The sequence below is a fragment of the Synechococcus sp. PCC 7502 genome (assembly GCF_000317085.1).
Lineage (GTDB): Bacteria > Cyanobacteriota > Cyanobacteriia > Pseudanabaenales > Pseudanabaenaceae > PCC-7502.
Genome location: NC_019702.1, coordinates 824,189 through 840,416, shown reverse-complemented (window position 1 = coordinate 840,416; position 16,228 = coordinate 824,189). Strand labels below are relative to the sequence as shown.

Here is a 16,228-nt window from a genome sequence, read left to right as displayed (position 1 = left end):
ATGATTAAACGGCGCATTTTTTTAGCATGGCTGCAACTAACTCACCAGAAAACTCGCCTGATTGTGGCACTCTTAGGAATTGGGTTTGCAGGAATGTTGATGTTCATTCAGTTGGGATTTCAAGCGGCTTTATTTGATAGTAATACCAGAGTACATAGGCTTTTGGATACGGATTTAGTCCTGATTAGCCCACAGGCAAGAAACCTACCCAATATGCAGACATTTCCTCGGCGGCGGCTCTATCAAGCTATGAATTTTGAGGATGTGGAATCTGCCCAAGCCCTATATATCAATTTTGCTGATTGGAAGAATCCCACCACCCGTGCCAGCAGCAGTATTTTAGTGATTGGCTTTGATCCTACGACTTCTCCATTTAAGTTAGAGGAAGTCAAAAACAATCTGGAGGCAATCAAACTCCCTGATACTTTAATGTTTGATCGCGCAGCTAGGGGCGAATATGATACTACAGTCAAAAAATTGGAACAGGGGAAAGAAGTTGGAGCAGAGATTGCTGGGCGTGAAGTTACCCTAAATGGCTTATTCACCATTGGAGCTTCCTTTGCGGCTGATTGTAGTTTAATTACCAGTGACAGCAATTTTTTACGCATATTTCCTCGGCGTACCGATAGTGAAGTCAGTGTGGCATTAATCAAAGTTAAGCCCAATACCGATATTCCTCGCCTCCAAAATACGCTCCAAACTCAATTACCCGAAGATGTCAAAGTTTTAACGGCGGTGGAATTTGCTAATTTTGAGAAAACCTATTGGCAGAAAAATACTTCCATTGGCTTCATTTTTAGTTTGGGTACAGCGATCGGATTTATCGTTGGTGTGGTGATTGTTTATCAGATTTTATATAGTGATGTTTCCGATCATTTGGCGGAATATGCCACCTTAAAAGCGATGGGATTCACTAATTTTTATCTGTTGGGAATAGTTTTTCAAGAAGCATTGGTTTTGGGAATTTTAGGATTTGTGCCGGGGTTTGCGATCGCTATTGGTTTATATAATTTGACCCGTAATGCTACTCGTTTACCCATTGCTATGACAGGCGATCGAGCTTTGTTAGTCTTGACTCTAACCATTATTATGTGCGTAATTTCAGGGGTGATTTCGATGCGTAAACTGCAAGCTGCCGATCCTGCTGATATATTCTAAAGAACATTATGGGACTTAAGCTGTCTTTTCAAAATTAACTAATTTATAAAAAATATGATTGATATTAAACAATTACAAATAACTGGGCTAGTCACGATTCTTAGTCTAATCGTATTTTTTATTCTCAGTTTTAATGTCGGTATCGCTAGGGCAAAATATAAAGTTCCTGTACCACAAATAACAGGCGATGAGAACTTTGAACGGGTGTTTCGGGTTCAGCAAAACACCTTAGAGCAGTTAATTATTTTTATTCCAGCCCTTTGGATGTTTGCCTTATTTGTAAATGCGATCGCCGCCAATATTTTAGGAGGAATTTGGATTATCGGCAGAATTCTCTATGCGTGGGGCTACTATGCTGAGGCTGGAAAAAGAGGCTTAGGCTTTGCAATTAATTCTCTAGTGGCAATTATTTTGCTATTAGGCAGCGTGATTGGGATTGGCAAATCACTGTTGAACCTTTGATTACCAATAATAGAAATTAGTTAACTAAAAATGTAGCTGTGAGCATACTGAAATTTGAACTTGAAATCTATGCCTACAATATTGACTTCAATGGTCATGTGAGCAACATTGTTTATAGTGAATGGATGGAAATTGGCAGAACTAAGCTTTTAGAGGCGATCGCTATGCCCGTTTATAAAATTGCCCAAGAGGGTTTTGTCCCAGTTTTAGTTAGTACGGAAATTAGTTTTAAGGCTCCTGTACACCTTGGGGATCGAGTTTCTGTTGAACTATGGGTATCAGAATTACGCCATGCCTCTGCAGAAATGTCCTTTAGATTTTTTAAGATCGATAGTTCTAGTAGTGAAGACAATAGTGAAAAAAAGAGTGAAGAAATTTTAGTGGCGATCGCCAAGCAGAAGGGAATATTTGCTGATCCAGACACCATGCAGCCCTATCGCCTTAAGCCAGATCAAAAACAAAAATTTGCTACCTATTTACATAAAGACTTACATCAGGAGTAATAAACCATGAGCTTAGAACCAGTTATTTCTATTCAAAATTTGAACTTCTACTATGGGCAGGGAGTCTTAAAAAAGCAGATTTTATTTGATATTAATTTAGAAATCAATGCAGGTGAAATTGTGATTATGACAGGACCTTCTGGCTCAGGTAAGACTACACTTTTAACTTTAATTGGTAGCTTGCGATCGCTCCAAGAAGGCAGTATGAAAATCCTCGGACAAGAGCTTTTAGGGGCAACTAAAACGAAAATGGTAGAAATACGTCGAAATATTGGATATATTTTTCAGGCACATAACCTTTTAGGTTCCCTCACTGCTAAACAAAATGTGCAAATGCCCTTAGAACTCCATAGTCAGTTTTCCTATCATGAAGCTAGTCTTAGAGCCGAAGCGATTTTAAGCGAAGTTGGACTAGGAGAAAGAGTTAATTATTATCCCGATAATCTATCTGGCGGACAGAAACAAAGAGTAGCGATCGCCCGTGCCTTAGTTAGTCATCCCAAGTTAGTATTAGCAGATGAACCCACTGCTGCTTTAGATAGTAAATCTGGACGAGATGTGGTTAATTTAATGCAAACACTGGCAAAAGAACAAGGCTGCACAATTTTGATGGTGACCCACGATAATCGAATTTTAGACATAGCCGATCGCATTGTCCACATGGAAGATGGTTATCTTGCCAAAGATGCCGCGCTTGCTTTAATTCCTGCTCATTAATTACAGATATTCCAAAGCCATGATAATTACAAATTTCCTTGGAAGAGCTTTGCAGCAAAGTAAAACTGAGAAATGAATAGCCTATTTGTACTGGTAAACTAAACTTATTGAGGAGTAACAAATAATAATTTATGCGTCTTTCCATTATTAGCCTTGGTCTGGGCTTAATTTTGACCCCATCTGCTCACGCCCAACTATTTTTTAACAATGATCTTCCCACTGCGGCTCCTTTAACTGTCCCTACAACTCCTAGCCAAGTCAAAATCGAACGCACACAACCCATTACCCTAGAAGAAGCCATAGCGATCGCCAATCGTAGTAACCGAGATATTATTCAAGCCCGAATTACCGTAGATCGAAATAGAGCCTCCCTTAGGGAAGCCGAAGCAGCAAGACTGCCCACCGTTACTGCCTCTGGCAGTTATACATTTAATGACTCTGCTCAAGCCCGATTAGGTAATATATCCAGTGGCTTTGCCTCTGCCAATGGCTTTGGTAGTAGTAGTACAATCACTCAACCTGTATCTGGTACCGTTGGACTCAACTACAACATCTATACCTCTGGGCTAGTCGAAGCAAATATTAAAGCTGCTGAAAATCAGCTACGCATTTCCGAACTGGCACTAAACCAAGTTACTCAAACCGTCAAAATCGCTGTAATTACCGCCTATTACAATCTTCAAAATACGGACGAAAACGTGAGAATTCAACAAAAGTCCGTAGAAAATAACCAAGTCAGCCTCAGAGATACAACAGCATTGGAACGGGCAGGAGTAGGAACAAAGTTTGACGTATTAACAGCCCAAGTACAGTTAGCGAATGCTCAGCAGGCACTTCTCGATGCCCAAGCCAGCCAACTTATTGCCCGTAGAGAATTAGCTCGTCAAATCGAATATCCCAATAACCTTGACCTAGCGGCGGCGGATAAAATTGCCCCCGTTGAGCCTTGGAAACTGACCATAGAAGATACAATTCTGCTAGCTTTAAAAAATCGAACAGAACTAGATACCCAGAAATTGCAACGCGAGGTGGCTCGAGAACGCGCCCGTGCTAGTATTGCTCGCCTTGGGCCGCAAATAGCCTTAACTGGAAATCTCGATACTGCTGATAATTTCAATCAAGCAGGTGGATTCGCTCTTGGCTATAGAGTTGGGGTAAATGTCAGCATTAGTCTATTTGATGGTGGGGTTGCCAGTGCTCAAGTAGATCAATTCAAAGCTGATCAGGCTCTTGCCGAAAGTCAATTTCAACAGGCTGCCAATCAAGTTCGGTTTGATGTGGAACAGGCATTTATTAACTCCCAATCTCGCTCTAAGCAAATAGATACTGCCACTAAAGCGGTGGAGCAATCAACTGAAGCTTTACGTTTAGCTCGTCTGCGGCTTAGTGCTGGGGTAGGTACGCAGTTAGAGGTGATTAATGCTGAAAATTCTCTTACCCAGGCTGATGTCAACCGCACTCAGGCAATTATTGGTTATAACCAGGCAATATCAAACCTAAAAAAGGCAGTTAATGGGCTTTAGAAACGAAATTAAGGGCGATCGCTACTAAAACTAATAAAGCCTGAGTAATGTAAAAAATTCCAACAACTTGAGTTTCCTTCCAGCCACTTAACTCTAGGTGGTGATGGTAGGGAGCCATTTTAAATAATCTTTTACCCACGCCTTGATCATTTTTGGTGAGTTTGTAGTAGCTAACTTGGAGGATTACCGAAATCGCTTCCCATACAAAAATTGCCCCAATAATCAATAGTCCCCAGAGCATATTACCGAGAATTGCAGCGGAGGCGATCGCTCCCCCCAAAGCCAATGAACCCGTATCTCCCATAAATACCCGAGCAGGATTGCGGTTATGCCATAAAAATCCTAGATAACTACCACTCATGCAACTACAAAAAACTGCTAACTCCAAATTAGAAGATGGAGCCTGAGCTAGTAAACATCCTATACCCATCAAAGCGATCGCCCCCGTACCACCCGCTAGACCATCTAAACCATCAGTTAAATTCGTAGAATTACTAGCACCCAACAATACAAAAGCAGCAAGGGGAAAAAATAAAATCCCTAAGGGCAGAACCAATATAAACGGTAAATTAACAGTAGTCAGTTCCGAATGCGTAAACCCAACCCAAAGGCAAAAAGCAAGGGTAAATAAAGCTTGTAGTCCAAGTTTGGTGCGTGGTGAAATTCCTTTATTAGACTTGTAACGTAAAATTTGCCAATCATCTAACCAGCCAACCAATCCAAACCCCAAGGTTAAACCACAAGCGGCAATGACATCAAAGTTAAACCCTGACCATAGCAATGACATCACCAAACCCACGGGAACCACAAAAATTCCTCCCATAGTTGGAGTGCCACCTTTTTTAAGATGAGCCTCAGGTCCATCCTCTCGGATTACCTGTCCCGCCTTCATTTGCTGCAAAATTGGTACGGCAAAGTACCCAGCTATAACTACCGCTACAAATGTAGAGACTAATGGCAAAGACTCAATGACCAACTGTCCAACAAAAGCCAAAGCTAAAACCATAACCACAGCAAAACCAGATAACTGTGTCCCTGTAGGAAACTTGGCGATTGGGCTAGAAAGCTGTGACTGTGAAGAATTTGGCTCTGAATTTGACATGATTGGAAATAGCCTTAGTCTAAATCTTCATCATCATCGGCACCCATATCTTCATCTTCTTCTTCCTCGTCTAAATAGCTAGCATCATCGCCAACTATTAATTCTTGTAAGTCTTCAACATCTTCTCTATAGTCAAAAGCGTTTGACTCACGGGCAATGAGGCGACCTGTAGATGCCAACCAATCTAAAATCGAAATCTGTTGGGTGGAGGAGATGATGGCAGCAGGCTTATTTCTCTTTTCTGCCCGTAGAGATGGATTAATCATATTCTTATTAAATTTGCAAATCGGCACTCGTTAAACTTAACATAATTCCAAGAAAAAAATTATGTTGAAATAGCCTAAGTTTGCAGTAGAATAACAAAGCTCTACTAAGGGGGAGTGGCGGAATGGTAGACGCTGCGGACTTAAAATCCGTTGACCTTATAAGTCGTGAGGGTTCAAGTCCCTCTTCCCCCATCTTAAAATCCAGTAAATCCAATATCTTGATACTGGTTAATAACGGTTTATAGTGGTTTATCTTGGTATATACCGCTATTTTTTTAAGGCAAAATTTAAGAACCGTGATTGAGGGTAAAATTTCACAGGCAAATGGCAGATTAAAAGCGGCAAAAGTCGGCGTATCAATCATATTGAAAGGAAATAGGCTATATTTACAGGCAACTTTCCCGCCTAAGCCAACTTCAAAAATAAAACAACAACATCAACAAAAATTAGCTCTTGGGGTTCATGCTAACGGGGCTGGTGTATCTACTGCTGAGGCACAGGCAAGAAAGATAGGGGCATTATTAGACCTAGAGCAATTTTCTTGGGAACCTTACCTAAAACAGGCTATAAATACTGAACTTGGGAAAGACTGGGTAACAAAATTTGAGCAAGATTATTTCACTCGCAGACAGCGATCACCAAAATCTGAAACTACATGGGCAAAAGATTACCTAGAAGTATTTAAACATCTGCCAAATCAAGCCCTTAATGCAGAGATAATTAAGAACTTGGTTCTTACAACTACCCCAGATACCAGAACTAGAAAGCGATATTGCATGGCTCTAGGAGCCTTAGCTAAGTTTGCTCACATCGATATTGACTTATCCCAACTTAGCGGCAACTACTCCCCCAAGCGAGCAACACCCAGAAACTTACCAGACGATCGCTTGATTGCCGAAACCTTTTATAAAATTAAAAATCCACAATGGCAATGGGTATATGGTGTACTGGCAACATACGGGTTAAGACCTCACGAAATATTTTACTTAGACTTTGCAGACTTCCCGATCGCCACAATTACAGATGGGACTAAAACTGATCGCCGTAGGGTATGGGCTTGTTACCCTGAATGGGCAGTAGATTTTGATTTGCAAAATATTAAACTCCCAGTGGTAACAGGCAAAAATAATACAGAGTTAGGTAGCAGAGTTACTAAGGCATTTTCAAGATATGAACTTAGCTTTAAACCCTATGACCTACGGCACTGTTGGGCTATTAGGACTTTAGAGTTTGGACTGGATATTAGCCTAGCTGCTCAACAAATGGGACATTCAGTACAGGTACACTCAGAGCAATATCATCATTGGATTAGCGATCGCCATCATCAAAAAGCTTACGATCTGTTGATGAATCGAAGCGATCGCCCACTAGCTCCGAACATCAGCAGGGATAGCAAAACGCTCTAAACAGGCTTGCATTTTGAATCTATAGCAGGGTTTAGAACTACTTTGTTTCCTGATGTCAATAAAGTGAATTTGGGGCTGTAGAGTGCCATCTTTGCATAAATCAAGTAAATGATCGGTAGAAACCTTGAGTTTACTTGCCATTTCCTTGGTGGTTAAAATTTCATCTGACATATTAATTTCCTTATCTGACAAGTAGTTTTAACGACATAGTTGGATAGCAACGAGTAACCACCCATTTTTTAGCCTTAACCTCAACCTCATCGCCTTGTATATCAATGACTTCAGCCTTCATGCCAGCGAACCTACCAGTCAAGATTTCAACCTGACAACCTACTTTGTATCTGACAAAAACGGGTTTGTCAGATTGCTTGTCAGATTCGGTATCGCCTGCTGTGTCTTGATTTGAGGTACTTATCTGACAATCTGACAAATTTGCTTCACCTGTGTTAGATATATGTGTTGATAAATTACTAACCATGTTGTCAGATATATATAAAATATTATTTTTGTCAGATAACACCTCTAAGCTTGTCTCTGTCTGGATTTCGGAATCTGACAACGTATCTGACATGTCTGATATGTCAGATTGGGTTTTAGGCTGCTCGATTTGCAGTTTTGAATACACAACTGCTTTCCTAGAGCCAGTTTTGGAGATTCTATTATCATGAACAAGCCTAGAGAGTACCTTGTACAAACTTGCTTTATTTATGTTGGTAAATTCATACAGTTGTTCAAGGGTTGCAGACTGTACTTTTGTTAAAAATCCCAATATCTGATCAGATTGGGAGGCATCAGCTTGTACGCCCCATTTACCTAAAAGTTTCCATGTGAGAGAGTTTAGGTCTAGGCTAACTTTTAAGTCTTGCTTGTTATACCCGTTTTCGACACAGAGACGATAACCCTGATCATTTGCCGCAATTACTAAGGTTCCACGGCAAGTAGCACGGATGGCACTGCTACCCCTAATAGTGTCAAAAACATCTAAGGCATCGGCATTTTCTAATTTAATTTTGCCTGTGTGGTGAATTGGTAGGATACAGCAATTGTGATCACGGGCAAATTCTTGGAGTGGTTCCAAAATTCTAGACATCTCTGCGCTTGACTCTGTGGTGTTATCATCACGCACCCTGGACAAAGTATCTAATACGATTAGTCTTGGCTCGATCTTTCTTGCCAGTTCGATTAGTTCAGCGAGCTCGGACATTTTGAATTTTTCTAACCAGTAAACTGGGAGATTCTCATCCCAACCTTGGGCGATCGCTCTCTGTTTCGTCTTAGTTTCTGAGTCCTCACACTGGACATAGATTACTGAACCTTGTGTTACGGGCCGATCTAAAAAATTAGTTCCACTTGCCACACACTGAGCAATATTCATTGCCATCAAAGATTTACCCGCTCTTGGTGAAGCTGCTAAAAGTATTAGTTCATTGATGGGTAATATTTCATCAATCAGCCAATCGGTATAATCCTTTGCCCGTGCCATTAGTTCGGCAGTGGTTATTAGTCTATCTGCTAATTTATTCTTTCCTGGCGTTGGTTGAATTTCAACACACTTAGCATTATCCCTAGCCTTGGCAAAATCAGAGTAACTAAAGCCATTAACTATTGCATCGCTAATATCCCAGCCTAACTTAGCGTCTACCGTATATGGAACCGTGGCAATTTTAGCTCTATTACCAATTGCTTTTGCTAATTTTTCGGCTCCAGCCTCTCCAGCAGGATCGAGGTCATACCAGATAAATATGTGATCGTATTGGTCAAGAGGTCTAAGGTCTTGGGGAACATTGCCCGATCCAGCCGTTGAGGTTGCCACATCACAATCAGCAATTTCAGAACAATTAATAATTTCAGACATCAACATTGCATCCCATTCACCTTCACAGATCCAAACCTCTTTAGAGTCTGATTTTTGGGTAAACCACCATCTAGCAGCAAGCCCACTATCTTGAATCATTCTGGTATCTAATCGTTCTTCACTGGTTAGCCAAGGAGCTACAAAGTATTTCTGTAAGTATCCTTCTGGGTACTGATAGGGAACTGTGATACAGGGTAAAGCTTTACTCTCAACTAACTTACCTTGTTCATATTTTTTGATTTCTCTGAGTGCAATGCCTAATTTGAATTTTTGTATGAGATATAAGCTAATACCTCTATCTGTGAGCCACTTTTTAGCTATTTTTGAATCGTTAAACAGCTTTTCATTGTTTATATCTATGCGTTCTTGATCATGGTATTTGATTGGTTTAGCCTTAGCGATCGCACTGGGAATAATCTGGTCTTTAGGTTGTCCTATTGCCTCTCTAATCAGATCTGTAGTACATGATGTGTTGTGGCATTTATAAGCACCATCACTATTAGGTATCAATGCAAGATTTTTATTTGGTTTACCTTTCTTTGCTTCACATACTGGGCATGATGCTCTGCCCTTGGGGTCAAATTCGATATGGTCTGTAATTTTGAACATGGCTAAAATAAGTCCGTTTGAGGTTGATTGTGTTCAAGTAAAAATGCTAAAAACCAATATTTGAGCTTTTGCCCTTCATGGTTTTGACCTAATGCCTGATTTATTGCCCGTGCAGCGCAATATTTATCAAAACAGTCTTTGTTAGGATCGTTGTATATCCCAATCATTTGATTGATCAGGATTTGGGTTGATGCTTGATTTAGTTTGTCTTCCATAGGTTTTTAGGTAAAAAAAAAGGGCGATCGCTCCCAAGTCATCAGGGCGATCGCCAGTGATTTATTTTGAAATTAGGGTTTCTTGGCACTGGTCAGCTAGTGCTTTAATTAAACCCAGTGATTCATTAAGACTTAGTTCTTGGATTTCAATTTTGGATTTTGAAAGTAAATAAAAACCAGAAGCTTCTGACACAATCACCAATTTAGAGAGTATCCAAAACATTAGAGATATTTTTTGGGATCGATCTAAATTGTTTATAACTTGTTCTGTATATTCGCTAATTGTTGTGTAGTGGTTAATTGGTTTCATGATGTTTAATTAGTTAGGTAAATTTACAACTTAATAAAGAGCAAAGACTGGTTAGTACTCAATCTCAGGCTCTTTATTTTTTTGTGCCTGCTTTTGAATGCGGGCGTAGTTTTTTAGGTAGTGCCGCAATGCCTCAGCCACAAAGTCGCTGATGGTTTGACGGTTCTCTGTGGCTTTGAGCCTGACTTGTAGGTCAAGGTCTTCATCTAGGACAAGGTTAAATCTGGATTTAGTGTACATAAATATATTTCTTAGACTGATATATATTTATTAACGCATATACATAAATGTGTCAATACAGAATTTCGCAAATACAGATATGTGTAAATGTGGTAAAACATATATATGTTTATGTGTATTTGTGGATACCTATGAACCACTCGTCAAAATTAAAACTTGCGAACTTAGTAAAGCAACTAAGGGGTAATCAAACTCAAAAAGAATTTGCTAAGCGTTTGGGGGTAACTCATGGTGCTATTCAATCTTGGGAAAATGGAGAAGTAACCCCGGGGTCTGGGAACCTTTCTAAAATAGCTAGTGAGGGCGGTTATACACTTACTGAATTAATGGATTACCTTGAAGGAAACTCTAAAGATAGTCAAAGAGATTCCAATATATCTGTAGAAAGACTTGTTGCAGAGGTGAGATATATGCCTGCAAAGGATTTAGCTTTATTAGGTCGGGCTGTTTCTGATAGATTGTATGCGATCGCAGAAAGCGTGGGGTAAAGATGAGAATAAAAGACAGAATTAGTACAAATACTCAAAAGAAATTAGCTTTTGGGTTTATTTTTTTGGGACTTGGATGTGCAGCTTATATGCAGTCTATTCCCAATAGAACTACTGCTTATGACTATCGACCTGATGGAGCTTATATCTTTAGTTCTTGGCAAGAATCAGATAAAAACATGGAATATATAAACTCTCTGAGAGCCAAAAAAGGATTAAAACCCATTATGTGGGATGACAGAGCATATAGTCTTGCAGTTGCTCGTGCAAAAGATATGGACACCGAGGGCTACATAGCAGATACAAATCCTAAAACTGGGATATGTGCAATAACCCTAAAAAAGCAATTTGGCTTTAATGAAGATGAGCAGGTTTTTGAAACAACAATGTCATACTATTATCCCTTCGGGGGCGGTGGTATGGCTAAAGGATATGGAATGTCTTTGCAGCAAGTCTTTGAAAGTTATGTTAATAATCCCAGATATTCAATGAAAGATTATATTCTTAGGGAATATCACGTTACTGGGGCTATTGGCTGTCATGGTTCAGTATGTGCATTTATCACAAGCTCAAAAGACAGGATTCAGGGCGACTGTCAGAATAATTAATCCCTTTTAGGTGTATTTGCTAAAGGTTGAGGCATCCAATAACCTAAAATTCCTGTAACTGTACTCCAATATTGAGCCTCATTTTTACCACTTGCAATCATAACTAAGCAGAAAGTACAAACAGCCAAGCTTAAAATTACTGGCATACGGGAATTCATAAAGGCTTACCACCATATTTTATAAACAATTTCCTAAACTCAGCAAAGCTACAGTTAGGTTGTCCATATCTGCCATTACCATTACGATCTGGCATACTTGCCCATTCCCAAGAACAGCGATCGCACGCATTGGGTAAATCACCCTTGATCACAAAATCATAAGCACCCCGCATTTTAATTAACTCAATTGCCCCAAGGTCTTGGTTTTGTGGTGAAAAATCTCTAAGGTTTAACCTTTTTTTGACCACATCCCATGTAGTGCTTAGAAATTGGTATGCCCCAGCAGCATCACTGCATAAATCCCCAGCACAATATTCTTGTCTGGGATGATCGGAAAAATCAGAAAGATATTTACCCGTAAAAATCAAATTATACCCATCACTTCCACTAGTTCCCTCATGTACTCTTATCGCTAAAAGGAAAGCTTTAAGATTAGAATTGATACCTTCGCTTTTTGAATCAGTCAAAGAGAAATTATTAACACTTCTCCATTCCTTTACCCATTCTTGAGAATCATCTAATAGTTCAGGATAAGAACTCGCAATCTTGTTATTGAGAATCTGCAAAGCCTTTATTTGATGAGATTGTGACTTAAAGTATTTAACTACGTCTAAAAGATTAATCATAACTATTTTCTCATCTCCTGAGTTCTCAACCTATCATCAAATTTATCTATCTTATCCGATAGTTTAGATGTCACACTTGATAAAACTTGCATCTTTTCCGATAGCAAAATCAGAGAGTTATTTGTCTGAATTATGAATGATGCACATGATGTTATAGCACCTCCCAAAATCACAGTTAAGATGATATTAGCGATTTGATGGAACTGAATAGCTTTAGAATTTTGTGGTTCTGGGATTTGGGAACTTGTCATAACTTCCAGATTGATATGGTGTAATTTTGAATCCACTTAAAAGGGGTAAATTCGAGCCGATAGTTACCCTCTGGTTGGAACTCTAAAATATTTTTAGCGATCGCTAAGGTTTTAGGCTCTTCGACAGCAAAACCAATCCCATCTAATAAAACCTTTCTGGTTAAAGTACCCGCACGGTTCCATGTTCGTAGCTGATTTTCTACTTCAATGCCAAAAACAATGCGATCGCTGTCGATTAAAACAGGAATATAAATAGGCAAAGAATCAAGCCTAGTGAAACTTTGCCTATAGATAAACACTATTTAGTACCGCTTACTGCATAAGTCCTACCATCCCTCGAAACAAAGCTTGTAGGCTTGTTTTTAGTGGCAGTCTTGAGAAATGCCTCAATCTGGACATTAGTAGCACCGCTAGGGATAGGAATCTGCTTAAATTTTTGCACACCACCCTTAGCTGCGCTAGTTTTGCCTGCTGGAACCTTGATCGATCCAGCACCGATAGAGCCACGAATTAAACGTGGAGCTACGGTCTTACCACCTGCGCTTTTAGTCGCCGTACTCTTTACCGCTTCCGTCTTGAATCCAAAGAAATCAGCAGTAGATTTAGCCATGTAACTAACCAATTTAACGGTTTTAGATTTACCGCCAATGGTCTTTTTAACAGTGCCAATTACAACCGATGCTCTAGGTCCAACCTTTGCTCTTTTAGTTGTTGTTGCCATAATTTCACCTACTTATTTTTTGCTAATTTGAGTTAATTAAATTCCTGAAATTAGGTTTACAAGTAGTCGAGAGCTTCAATAGTAATATCACCGCTAACAGATGTGGAACTAAAAGGTAAATTAGCGGAAATAGTAGCTTGAGAAGCTTCCAAATCATAGGTAATTTGGATGTTGTTAGGCTGATTTTCCACAGGGGTTACTGCTTTTTCTGCACTGGCTAATAATTGAGCAGTTTCTAAAAATGCGGCAATGGTATTAGTGCTTTTAAGAGTTCCACCTGTACCGGGAGCAAAAGTTGTGTAAGTTGAACCGAGATAATTTTGAGCGGCAATTGTTGGGACTCCACTGGTAGATAAAGTTGGAGCAATAGGAATAGTAGCGGCTATGGAAGCAACTCCACCATCAATACTTAAACTAGCAGTGATGTTGTTAATAGGAGCTACGCCAGAGTTAGCAGCATTACGGGTATTTTCGGCTTGAACTAGAACTCTTGATACTTCAAGAAAAGCAGATGGTAAATTAGTAGATTCTAAAGTTCCACCAGTTCCGGGGGTAAATGTTGACATTAGATTTTCATGTGTGAGTGAACATCTAAAGCCTATGTTTTCTAATAGTTAAAGACAAGTAAGTTCAGTTCGTGGTTAATCTCCAACCAACTTTATAGTCCATTCAGGAGTAGTATTTTTTTGTCCATCTGGGAAATATTTTGCAAATATAGCTTTAACTTGAACTTGACTAAATGCGTTACCTTTTCTCTCACCATACTTTTCATAACTATTTTTTAAAAAGTTTGGATCAATATATTGTTTTATAGCCGCTATTACCCTTTTTGCTTCAGTTATATTAAAGCAATTAACAATAACCTTACTATTATCATCAAGTACTAATATTCCTTGAATATCACCTTTTTTATAATTAGGAAACCTAGGTTTAAAATTTTGATCTCTGTTGTAATGTGGAATAGATAATGACCATTTGGAATCACCAATAGTCCCATCCTCTTTAATATTTTGAAACCTCACAACTAATTGTGGTCTTTGACCTGTTCTGACTTGCCACCATTCAGGAACTAGTGCAACAGCATCACACTCTTTACATTGTTGACCTTCAACATTAGCTAATCTTTCCGCAATAGCTTCAATAGCAGCCTTATCACCCTTGTTAACCTGTATCTGCACAGTCTCAAACTCAGGTTCCCCAGTGGTTAAGTTACATTGTTTGAACTTCTTGATGTTGGCAGTCTCTGTATTACCAGATAGGCAATCTTTAAGCTCTTGGCAGGTCATGCCTTGATTATTGATATTAGTGATGTTGGTGACGTTATTACCCGTGAGTGAGCCAATTTTGCGGTCTAAATCCTTAATTTGTTGGCTAACTTCATCAATCCCTGGACCACTGCCATTATTAGAATTATTGTTGTTATTTCCAGAATTTTGATTACCTGTAGTGATTTGACCACCATTACTAGACCCCGGTGGATTACTACCCGGTGGTAATTGTGGAGGTGAGATAATTGTTGGTGGAGTTGGTTGGTTTGTACCCGGGGTAATTGTGGGTGGAGTTGGTAAAGCAGGTGGAATTCCTACCTTCTCTTTTTCTTGGTCTTGCTGCGGCTCTTGGGGAGTCTGAGAAGGAATTAATGGAGGAATCCTAACAGGATCGGGTCTTTGATTTGGAGTCTCAGGACGATCTATCTTAGGGTTATCTAGTGGCTTGGTTGGTGCATCTGGTTTAGTATTTGGGTCGTCAGCAGGTTTAGACGGTGTTTCTCGTTTAGGTGTTGTATCTGGCTTAGGTGGGCTAACAGGGGGTAATGTTGGTGGGTCTAAAGGTGGAGCTTTAGGTGTCCCCGGTTTCTCTCCCGGTTTAGCTGGTGGTTCTTTTGGTGTTTCTGGTTTAGCAGGTGGATTTTTAGGTTTTTCGTTAGGTGTGCCGGGGCGTGGGAATGGCTTTATTCTTTCGTCTGGTTTCTCATCAGGTCTTGGTGTTATGGGTGGTTTCCTTTTAGGGGCTGTCTTTGGAACTGGCGGGGCTGTAGTCGGACCAAAACCATAAACCTGTGGTGGTGTTAATTGATTACCTACACCAGCAGGATTACCACCAACAGCAGGCGGATTCCCCCCTGTATCAGGTTGGTTATCATTTCTGGTAATACTAATTATCGTAACGGTTAGTGTAATTGCTGGATCAACTGCTTTACCAGTCCTAGTCAGAAAATATCTTGTGCCATCCCTATCAACTACTTTTAGTGAGATTTGGGATGAGTCAGGCGGTCCGTCAATAACTTCAAATGCGCTTAGTGGACCTACTACAACTACTGCAGTACTCCCACTTTGAGGGTTAATACCGGGGCGAGTATATATATAACTGTAATTTACAGTGTAGTTAACGCCTACACTTTGACCGCCTCTAAATGGTAATTTTCCTAAACTATCAGGGGTTGCAGGAGCAGGACTTATAAACTTCCGATCCTTAAAGTCTCTTGGCAATGTTGGGGCTGCCGCCGGCGGTGTCCCAAATAAAGAATCTAATAGCTTTTGAGTGCCACTGGTTAAGTTAGATAGACCGGGGATATTAGGGGCTGGGATTGGTGGTAAATCTGGCAAAGAATAATTAGAATTTGGTGCCGTCGGCGTTGGCACAACCGGCACGGGTGGAACTAATGGCAGTGCAGGGGCTGCAAACATCTAGTTAGCTTTGAAAGTTGATGGTAAGGCAGTATCTGAAATAGGATTGGCAAACATCCAGAATTTTTTACTCTTGTCTGATACATAAGTCGGATCGATAGGGATGCTTATTCGATCAACACACCTAGTAGTTGCGTCATAGGCAAGTGCAACAAAATATCGACAAGTAAATTCGGTACTATTTTCTGACTCGACTATCTGCTTTGTTGGGTTGCAGGTTGCTAAAGCTACCGATGTCCAGACATGGAGCTGCTCAAGTGTTGTGATGTTTGATGGGATGTCTGTAGATAGTGTGATTGCTGTCATTTTGTTTAGCCTTTAAT

21 protein-coding genes and 1 tRNA gene are annotated in these 16,228 nt (G+C 39.9%); 9 read left to right on the top strand and 13 right to left on the bottom strand.

What is annotated here, in order from left to right:
• The 5 genes from devC (at window position 1) to SYN7502_RS04160 (ending at window position 4,363) form a co-directional block, all read left to right on the top strand.
• Window positions 1-1,158: an ABC transporter permease DevC gene (devC, locus tag SYN7502_RS04180; protein WP_015167640.1), complete on the top strand. Its 1,158-nt coding sequence runs from the start codon at window positions 1-3 to the stop codon at window positions 1,156-1,158.
• A gap of 54 nt (window positions 1,159-1,212) precedes the next feature.
• Window positions 1,213-1,620, top strand: coding sequence for an MAPEG family protein (locus SYN7502_RS04175; protein ID WP_015167639.1), 408 nt, complete (start codon window positions 1,213-1,215; stop codon window positions 1,618-1,620).
• A 38-nt stretch (window positions 1,621-1,658) separates the two neighbouring features.
• Entirely contained in the window at window positions 1,659-2,123 is a 465-nt protein-coding gene (locus SYN7502_RS04170; RefSeq protein WP_015167638.1) for an acyl-CoA thioesterase, read from the top strand.
• A 6-nt stretch (window positions 2,124-2,129) separates the two neighbouring features.
• Window positions 2,130-2,840 carry a DevA family ABC transporter ATP-binding protein gene (locus SYN7502_RS04165; protein WP_015167637.1) on the top strand — a complete coding sequence of 237 codons (711 nt, stop codon included), beginning with the start codon at window positions 2,130-2,132 and terminating at the stop codon, window positions 2,838-2,840.
• Between the two features lie 131 nt (window positions 2,841-2,971).
• Window positions 2,972-4,363 carry a TolC family protein gene (locus SYN7502_RS04160; protein WP_015167636.1) on the top strand — a complete coding sequence of 464 codons (1,392 nt, stop codon included), beginning with the start codon at window positions 2,972-2,974 and terminating at the stop codon, window positions 4,361-4,363.
• Here SYN7502_RS04160 and mraY read toward each other — a convergent pair.
• Entirely contained in the window at window positions 4,350-5,465 is a 1,116-nt protein-coding gene (gene mraY / locus SYN7502_RS04155) for a phospho-N-acetylmuramoyl-pentapeptide-transferase (RefSeq protein WP_015167635.1), read from the bottom strand. The two genes, SYN7502_RS04160 and mraY, sit on opposite strands and share 14 nt — an antisense overlap.
• A gap of 14 nt (window positions 5,466-5,479) precedes the next feature.
• Window positions 5,480-5,731, bottom strand: a complete 252-nt coding sequence (locus SYN7502_RS04150; protein ID WP_015167634.1) for a DUF3134 domain-containing protein — start codon at window positions 5,729-5,731, stop codon at window positions 5,480-5,482.
• A gap of 108 nt (window positions 5,732-5,839) precedes the next feature.
• Between SYN7502_RS04150 and SYN7502_RS04145 the strand changes: the two genes are divergently transcribed.
• Window positions 5,840-5,923 (top strand) — tRNA-Leu (locus SYN7502_RS04145).
• A 104-nt stretch (window positions 5,924-6,027) separates the two neighbouring features.
• The gene (locus SYN7502_RS20880; protein WP_015167633.1) at window positions 6,028-7,137 is read left to right on the top strand and encodes a site-specific integrase; all 1,110 of its coding nucleotides are present in this window, start codon (window positions 6,028-6,030) and stop codon (window positions 7,135-7,137) included.
• On the opposite strand, the gene SYN7502_RS04135 is transcribed toward SYN7502_RS20880, so the two are convergent.
• The 4 genes from SYN7502_RS04135 to SYN7502_RS04115 all read right to left on the bottom strand — a co-directional run bounded on the left by SYN7502_RS04135 (window position 7,099) and on the right by SYN7502_RS04115 (window position 10,366).
• Window positions 7,099-7,308 carry a hypothetical protein gene (locus SYN7502_RS04135; RefSeq protein WP_015167632.1) on the bottom strand — a complete coding sequence of 70 codons (210 nt, stop codon included), beginning with the start codon at window positions 7,306-7,308 and terminating at the stop codon, window positions 7,099-7,101. The genes SYN7502_RS20880 and SYN7502_RS04135 overlap by 39 nt on opposite strands.
• A gap of 10 nt (window positions 7,309-7,318) precedes the next feature.
• Window positions 7,319-9,601, bottom strand: coding sequence for an AAA family ATPase (locus SYN7502_RS04130; protein WP_015167631.1), 2,283 nt, complete (start codon window positions 9,599-9,601; stop codon window positions 7,319-7,321).
• Between the two features lie 2 nt (window positions 9,602-9,603).
• Window positions 9,604-9,816: a hypothetical protein gene (locus SYN7502_RS04125; RefSeq protein WP_015167630.1), complete on the bottom strand. Its 213-nt coding sequence runs from the start codon at window positions 9,814-9,816 to the stop codon at window positions 9,604-9,606.
• A 361-nt stretch (window positions 9,817-10,177) separates the two neighbouring features.
• Entirely contained in the window at window positions 10,178-10,366 is a 189-nt protein-coding gene (locus SYN7502_RS04115; RefSeq protein ID WP_015167628.1) for a hypothetical protein, read from the bottom strand.
• 131 nt (window positions 10,367-10,497) lie between these two features.
• On the opposite strand from SYN7502_RS04115, the gene SYN7502_RS04110 reads away from it, so the two are divergent.
• Window positions 10,498-10,854 carry a helix-turn-helix domain-containing protein gene (locus tag SYN7502_RS04110; RefSeq protein WP_041429221.1) on the top strand — a complete coding sequence of 119 codons (357 nt, stop codon included), beginning with the start codon at window positions 10,498-10,500 and terminating at the stop codon, window positions 10,852-10,854.
• A 2-nt stretch (window positions 10,855-10,856) separates the two neighbouring features.
• Entirely contained in the window at window positions 10,857-11,462 is a 606-nt protein-coding gene (locus tag SYN7502_RS04105; protein ID WP_015167626.1) for a CAP domain-containing protein, read from the top strand.
• On the opposite strand, the gene SYN7502_RS20080 is transcribed toward SYN7502_RS04105, so the two are convergent.
• From SYN7502_RS20080 to SYN7502_RS04070, 7 genes are all read right to left on the bottom strand, one after another.
• Entirely contained in the window at window positions 11,459-11,620 is a 162-nt protein-coding gene (locus tag SYN7502_RS20080; protein ID WP_015167625.1) for a hypothetical protein, read from the bottom strand. The two genes, SYN7502_RS04105 and SYN7502_RS20080, sit on opposite strands and share 4 nt — an antisense overlap.
• Window positions 11,617-12,246 carry a glycoside hydrolase family 24 protein gene (locus tag SYN7502_RS04100; protein WP_015167624.1) on the bottom strand — a complete coding sequence of 210 codons (630 nt, stop codon included), beginning with the start codon at window positions 12,244-12,246 and terminating at the stop codon, window positions 11,617-11,619. The genes SYN7502_RS20080 and SYN7502_RS04100 overlap by 4 nt, the downstream gene beginning before the upstream one ends.
• Before the next feature lie 247 nt (window positions 12,247-12,493).
• Window positions 12,494-12,757, bottom strand: coding sequence for a hypothetical protein (locus SYN7502_RS04090; RefSeq protein WP_144050169.1), 264 nt, complete (start codon window positions 12,755-12,757; stop codon window positions 12,494-12,496).
• A 38-nt stretch (window positions 12,758-12,795) separates the two neighbouring features.
• Complete coding sequence (locus SYN7502_RS04085) at window positions 12,796-13,218, bottom strand: hypothetical protein (protein ID WP_015167621.1); 423 nt, start codon at window positions 13,216-13,218, stop codon at window positions 12,796-12,798.
• A 56-nt stretch (window positions 13,219-13,274) separates the two neighbouring features.
• Complete coding sequence (locus tag SYN7502_RS04080; protein WP_015167620.1) at window positions 13,275-13,784, bottom strand: hypothetical protein; 510 nt, start codon at window positions 13,782-13,784, stop codon at window positions 13,275-13,277.
• Between the two features lie 75 nt (window positions 13,785-13,859).
• Window positions 13,860-15,905: a hypothetical protein gene (locus SYN7502_RS04075; protein ID WP_015167619.1), complete on the bottom strand. Its 2,046-nt coding sequence runs from the start codon at window positions 15,903-15,905 to the stop codon at window positions 13,860-13,862.
• Window positions 15,906-16,211 carry a hypothetical protein gene (locus SYN7502_RS04070; RefSeq protein ID WP_015167618.1) on the bottom strand — a complete coding sequence of 102 codons (306 nt, stop codon included), beginning with the start codon at window positions 16,209-16,211 and terminating at the stop codon, window positions 15,906-15,908.
• Window positions 16,212-16,228 lie beyond the last annotated feature (17 nt).

Bases quoted from the DNA above. Each gene is read 5' to 3' on its own strand.
- SYN7502_RS04160 (WP_015167636.1), top strand. From the start codon at position 2,972: ATGCGTCTTTCCATTATTAGCCTTGGTCTGGGCTTAATTTTGACCCCA.
- SYN7502_RS04130 (WP_015167631.1), bottom strand. From the start codon at position 9,601: ATGTTCAAAATTACAGACCATATCGAATTTGACCCCAAGGGCAGAGCA.
- SYN7502_RS04115 (WP_015167628.1), bottom strand. From the start codon at position 10,366: ATGTACACTAAATCCAGATTTAACCTTGTCCTAGATGAAGACCTTGAC.
- SYN7502_RS04150 (WP_015167634.1), bottom strand. From the start codon at position 5,731: ATGATTAATCCATCTCTACGGGCAGAAAAGAGAAATAAGCCTGCTGCC.
- SYN7502_RS04105 (WP_015167626.1), top strand. From the start codon at position 10,857: ATGAGAATAAAAGACAGAATTAGTACAAATACTCAAAAGAAATTAGCT.
- SYN7502_RS20080 (WP_015167625.1), bottom strand. From the start codon at position 11,620: ATGAATTCCCGTATGCCAGTAATTTTAAGCTTGGCTGTTTGTACTTTC.
- SYN7502_RS04085 (WP_015167621.1), bottom strand. From the start codon at position 13,218: ATGGCAACAACAACTAAAAGAGCAAAGGTTGGACCTAGAGCATCGGTT.
- mraY (WP_015167635.1), bottom strand. From the start codon at position 5,465: ATGTCAAATTCAGAGCCAAATTCTTCACAGTCACAGCTTTCTAGCCCA.
- devC (WP_015167640.1), top strand. From the start codon at position 1: ATGATTAAACGGCGCATTTTTTTAGCATGGCTGCAACTAACTCACCAG.
- SYN7502_RS04100 (WP_015167624.1), bottom strand. From the start codon at position 12,246: ATGATTAATCTTTTAGACGTAGTTAAATACTTTAAGTCACAATCTCAT.
- SYN7502_RS04175 (WP_015167639.1), top strand. From the start codon at position 1,213: ATGATTGATATTAAACAATTACAAATAACTGGGCTAGTCACGATTCTT.
- SYN7502_RS04075 (WP_015167619.1), bottom strand. From the start codon at position 15,905: ATGTTTGCAGCCCCTGCACTGCCATTAGTTCCACCCGTGCCGGTTGTG.
- SYN7502_RS04110 (WP_041429221.1), top strand. From the start codon at position 10,498: ATGAACCACTCGTCAAAATTAAAACTTGCGAACTTAGTAAAGCAACTA.
- SYN7502_RS04125 (WP_015167630.1), bottom strand. From the start codon at position 9,816: ATGGAAGACAAACTAAATCAAGCATCAACCCAAATCCTGATCAATCAA.
- SYN7502_RS04070 (WP_015167618.1), bottom strand. From the start codon at position 16,211: ATGACAGCAATCACACTATCTACAGACATCCCATCAAACATCACAACA.
- SYN7502_RS04135 (WP_015167632.1), bottom strand. From the start codon at position 7,308: ATGTCAGATGAAATTTTAACCACCAAGGAAATGGCAAGTAAACTCAAG.
- SYN7502_RS04080 (WP_015167620.1), bottom strand. From the start codon at position 13,784: ATGTCAACATTTACCCCCGGAACTGGTGGAACTTTAGAATCTACTAAT.
- SYN7502_RS04165 (WP_015167637.1), top strand. From the start codon at position 2,130: ATGAGCTTAGAACCAGTTATTTCTATTCAAAATTTGAACTTCTACTAT.